Origin of the sequence: Psychrobacter sp. Sarcosine-3u-12, from assembly GCF_002836005.1 — a bacterium.
GTDB lineage: Bacteria > Pseudomonadota > Gammaproteobacteria > Pseudomonadales > Moraxellaceae > Psychrobacter > Psychrobacter okhotskensis.
Genome location: NZ_PJBY01000015.1, coordinates 1 through 4,958 on the forward strand (window position 1 = coordinate 1; position 4,958 = coordinate 4,958).

At 42.7% G+C, this 4,958-nt stretch carries 5 protein-coding genes; 2 read left to right on the forward strand and 3 right to left on the reverse strand.

Features of this window, described 5'->3' with window-relative positions:
• Window positions 1–192 precede the first annotated feature (192 nt).
• Window positions 193–1,161, reverse strand: coding sequence for an alpha/beta fold hydrolase (locus CXF65_RS00765; protein ID WP_101210702.1), 969 nt, complete (start codon window positions 1,159–1,161; stop codon window positions 193–195).
• Between the two features lie 236 nt (window positions 1,162–1,397).
• Between CXF65_RS00765 and CXF65_RS00770 the strand changes: the two genes are divergently transcribed.
• On the forward strand, window positions 1,398–2,054 hold the full coding sequence (locus tag CXF65_RS00770; RefSeq protein ID WP_101210703.1) for a hypothetical protein: 657 nt from the start codon (window positions 1,398–1,400) through the stop codon (window positions 2,052–2,054).
• 24 nt (window positions 2,055–2,078) lie between these two features.
• On the opposite strand, the gene CXF65_RS00775 is transcribed toward CXF65_RS00770, so the two are convergent.
• Together CXF65_RS00775 and upp are read right to left on the reverse strand one after the other, a co-directional pair.
• Window positions 2,079–2,831 carry an SDR family NAD(P)-dependent oxidoreductase gene (locus CXF65_RS00775; protein WP_101210704.1) on the reverse strand — a complete coding sequence of 251 codons (753 nt, stop codon included), beginning with the start codon at window positions 2,829–2,831 and terminating at the stop codon, window positions 2,079–2,081.
• 113 nt (window positions 2,832–2,944) lie between these two features.
• Window positions 2,945–3,592, reverse strand: a complete 648-nt coding sequence (upp, locus tag CXF65_RS00780) for a uracil phosphoribosyltransferase (protein WP_101210705.1) — start codon at window positions 3,590–3,592, stop codon at window positions 2,945–2,947.
• Between the two features lie 311 nt (window positions 3,593–3,903).
• On the opposite strand from upp, the gene CXF65_RS00785 reads away from it, so the two are divergent.
• Window positions 3,904–4,560 (forward strand): DNA glycosylase, encoded by a 657-nt coding sequence (locus tag CXF65_RS00785; protein WP_101210706.1) that lies wholly within the window; start codon window positions 3,904–3,906, stop codon window positions 4,558–4,560.
• Window positions 4,561–4,958 lie beyond the last annotated feature (398 nt).

Consider the following 4,958-nt stretch of genomic DNA (forward strand, 5'->3'; position numbering starts at 1 on the left):
CATCAATTATGGCTACGTCTAATGCCAGCATACTTTTTAGAACACCACCAAAATATTTTACTTTAACGCTAATGCGCTTACGCAGCTAACGTCAGCTTTTTATTATAAGAGGAGTCTTGAGCCATTACTATAAAGGGTTGTACAGTCCTAGTGTGGGTTATAGCGTTTTTTTGTGAGCTTTTAAGGGCGCAGTTACTCTTGTAAAAAGTGCTTTAACACTCGATAAAATCCAATCGGCTCATCCAAAGGAATGGCGTGACCCGCGCGTGGCAAAACAACTTCAGTGGCGTTAGGCAACATTTGGGTAATCTTCTGCTGCCATTTGGGATCATAAAGCTTAGAGCGACCACCGATGAGGTTGACCACAGGAATAGTCACATTATCTATGGCACCGCGAAAATCGTAAGGCAAAACCAAATAGGCTTGCAAGCAGCGCATCTTTTGATGCCAAATGCTGTGGTCGTAAAGCGCGAGTGTGTGGTCGTTTTTATGAGTCATCGCTTGTATGAAAGCTTTTGAACGCGTGCGATTGACAGATAACAAAGAAAACAACCTTTCGACATCGGTCGCACGGCGCTTGAGCGCAAAGGGCAGATGGGTAAAACTATTAGAGTCCGCATAAGGTAAGGTCAGATCGATTACTTCTTGAAAGATATCAAACACTTCTTGCTGCCGCGTGCCAAATAGTCCCCCTTGCCAGTCATCTTGATTATGAATCGCTGGGTTTTGATCAATATTAAGATAGCGACTGACCCTTGAGGCACCAAAACGCTCAAAATAAGCCCACATAACTTGCGCGCCCATCGAAATAGCTGCCACTGGCAAAGCTTCTACATGACACCATTCACAAATTTGCTCAATCACAGCATTGGCATCATCCGCATATTGACGGACAAAATCAAACTCTTCCATTCTGAGTTCTTTTGCAGCACCAAAACCACGCAGATGTGGCAAATAAAAAGTATATTTGCCAGTTAGTGCCAAGATAAAAGGTAAGAACTCGCGGGCATCCATGCCATAGGCATGCAGCATGAGCACTGGCGTACCTTGACCAATGACTGAAACGGGCAGCGAGGTACCGTCGGCAACAGTAACGGTCAACGTTTGCAACTGGTAACGCGACTGATAGCGACTGGACAACGTCATTAAATTGGTCATCATAGCGTCGTATTTCCGTCATATATATTGTAATTAATTAGGGCGTGTTGAACATTCAACATAAAACATTTTTATCTTATCGATGATAGCTTGCTATAGTAAAATCTGTGCTAATAAAACTTGTATTAGTCAAACACAGCTAAGCTGACCATAGCATAAAATGAATAGACAGTAAGTGGCGCTTGTGATTAACAGCCACTATCTAAACTTGAAATAAAACAATAAAGGGACGATGCTCTATGGGAATACCGACATTGGCATCACTTGATAGCGGCCTTTACCCGCAAGTTTGGGAGCAGCAGACATTTACCGATGCGCACAGCTTATTGATAGCGATGTTAATGGGTAATATCACGGCAGATGCCAAGACTTTTACTCAGCACCTACTGGCCAATGATATCTATCAACAGTGGATTAACTTTACAGTATTTGGCGGTTATCTGCAGCGTCAATTTATTGCTTTTTATCGGCAGACAGAAGACAGTTTTAATGCGGATATGCCAGCGTTATTTCGTCGAGAGTTGATACGTCATGCTCGGTATTTACCACTGGCGCAGACGTTGTTTTTGGCAGGAAATATGCCAAAAAGTGCGCGCTTAGATAAGCTGTTAACCGTAACTGTGAATCCTGCTACAGCAGTCATCAATGCGCAGCAAGACCATAAAAAATCTGTCACGAATCATTCAGAAGCAGTGATTAATCAGATAACTGTCGTTGGCAAGCAAGTGGTTGGATTTCCGATACGTCACAACAAGCGCACCAGTGAGCGCACGCGCAACGAGGTTCTGATTTTAGATTTTCAGGAGTTGCGCTTGGTTAATGAAGAGAATGTCATCAGCAAAAAAAGAAGCAACACAGATGAGACTATGTTGCTTCGATATTATGAATTACGTTAATGAGTCAAACGCTTGGCTAAACGTTTAAGAATCTTGCTTAGCAATCGTCAAACCATTATAAGTTTGTGCCACTGGCATGACTTCTAAGCGATTGACGTTAATATGGGCAGGCGACTCGATCAACCATAATAAGATATCACCAATGTCCTCGCCCGTCATGGTTTTAAAGCCATCGTAAACCTTGGCTGCTTTATCATCATCACCATGATAGCGAACATTTGAAAATTCAGTGCCTGCGACATTACCCGGTTCGAGGTTGGTCACACGCACTTGCGTACCGATTAAGTCCGCGCGCAGATTTAGACTGAATTGCTTGACAAAAGCTTTGGTCGCGCCATAAACGTTACCGCCAAAATACGGCCAGCTGCCAGCAATTGAGCCCACATTAATGATATAACCGCTATCGCGGGCTACCATCGCTGGCAAGACCGCGTGAGTGAGCGCCATGAGACCTTTAATATTGGTATCGGTCATGCGCATCCAATCATCAAGGCTGCTACTTTGTGCAGGCTCTGTACCGAGTGCCAGCCCTGCATTGTTCACCAGCACATCAATTTGCTTAAAGTTAGCAGGCAGATCAGCGATAATTTTCGGGATAGCTGCTGTGTCACTGACATCCATGACTACGGGTAAAAACGCTTCGCCCAAGGTTTCTGCCAAATTATTAAGTTTATCTAGACGTCTAGCACAGCCAATCACCTGATGACCGTTGGCAATCAAACGTTCAGCCAACGCTTTCCCAAAACCGGCGCTTGCCCCTGTAATCAATACGTTCATTTTATATCCTTATCGTTGATGCTATTTGCTAGTGCCATGATTTTTATGACGATAGCTTGTTTAGGCTTACTGGTCTTACCTTAATGGCTATTATCTCAAAGGTGGCAAAATAATTACTTGTTTGACAACTGCTTGCCAAAGATTTTATCACCCGCATCACCAAGGCCTGGAATGATATAACCGTGCTCATCCAAATGGCTGTCGAGGGCAGCGGTATAGATAGTCACGTCAGGGTGCGCCTCATTGACCAAACGCACGCCTTCAGGAGCGGCAACCAATACCAACGCTTTAATATTGGTACAGCCATTTTTCTTTAGCATCTCGATGGTCGCAACCATTGAGCCACCCGTCGCTAGCATTGGGTCAATGATAAGGGCAGGGCGTTTGTCCATATGGCTGACGAATTTTTCAAAGAACGGCACAGGTTGCAAGGTTTCCTCATCACGTTGCAAACCAACCACAGAGATTTTTGCCGTAGGAATCAAATCGAGCACACCATCAAGCATGCCAATACCGGCACGTAAAATCGGCACAATCGTTGCGGTCTTACCGATGATTTGCTCACCAGTGATTTCACCACACCAGCCTTCCATCGGGAAGGTTTCAATTTCAAAATCGCGACTCGCTTCATACGCCATCAAGCGTGCAAGCTCTTTAGTCAATGTACGAAACTTATAGGTGCTACAGTCTTTTTCGCGCATGAGGCTGAGTTTATGACGGACTAACGGATGGTCGATAACGGTGATTTTTAAGTCGTTCATAAGGTCTCTCTTGGTTTTGGTCTGATGCTTGCGCAGTTACTGCGGTTGCTATTAGTATAAAAGATACAAACACTTACCGCACTTCAACCCTATCTTTAGCCTAGCAATAGTAAGCTTAATGCTTCAATTAAAAGTAAGCCAAAGACATTTGTAGCAAGGCTGTTTTCATTTAGACCGACTATGTTTGACTATAATAGCGTCATGATAGATGAAGTAGTGTTTAGGCCTGCTATGATAGCAAAAAAACCGCTTTTCTGATGAAGAATCTTATGACTACACAACCATCCAATACTTATAATAATGCTAATAAAATGGATAATAATTCGATATTGTCCGCAGCTCGAGCAGCAGAAGTAGAAACCCATCCGTTCGGTCCAGTGTTACCACCCGATGCCACCGTGATGATGATGGGCACATTTCCACCGACCGCTGATAAATGGGCCATGAGTTTCCATTATCCGAACTTTTATAATGATATGTGGCGTATTTATGGCAAGGTATTTTTTGACGATGTGGATTATTTCAGAGTCGGTGATGAAAAGCGCTTTGACCCTGAGCGTATTCGCGCCTTTATGTTCGAGCGCGGCATTGCTTCTTGTCCTACCGTTACTCAGGCTATCCGCGAGACCGGCAATGCCTCAGATAAAAACTTAACCGTTGTCACCCCAGTTGATCTAGATAATATATTGCCACAAGTACCAAAGGTTGAAACCTTATTTACCACTGGCGGTAAAGCGACAGAAGTATTGCTCAATTTATTAGCTAAGCCACCTGCCAAATCCAAATATCCTAAGACCAATCAAAGTATGGCTTATCCTTATGAATGGCAAAACGAGCATAGTAAAAAAGCCGAGGTGAACAATCTTACCTTATATAGATTGCCGTCAACCTCGCGCGCATACCCGTTGGCGTTAGAGAAGAAAGTCGCTGCTTACAAAGACTTCTTTAAAAAGATAGGTAAACTATAAAAGCGTTATGTATAAAAGAAGAGTATATAGACAGCTTCTATATAGAAGAAATAAGCGATTTTAAGCAGAAAATGCTATTTCTTATCATGATAAAACTATTTTTAATCTTAACTGACTGATAAATATAAGATATTAATAATAAGGCGAGATAATCTTTAAAATAGCCAACAAATCCCCTTGACCCTCATATCAAACCGAGTATAATGCGTCCCAGTCGAAAGGGAAGGCGGTTTAGATAAGTGGTTTACCACTTAGGAGAATCAGCAAAATAAATTACTTTTAAAATAAAATAATTTACCTCTTGACTTCATAAATAAAGCGTCTATAATACGCCCTCATCAAGACGAGCTGGAAGTAACGAGTGTGTAGATTACACATTAATAACCCAGTTAACCTGA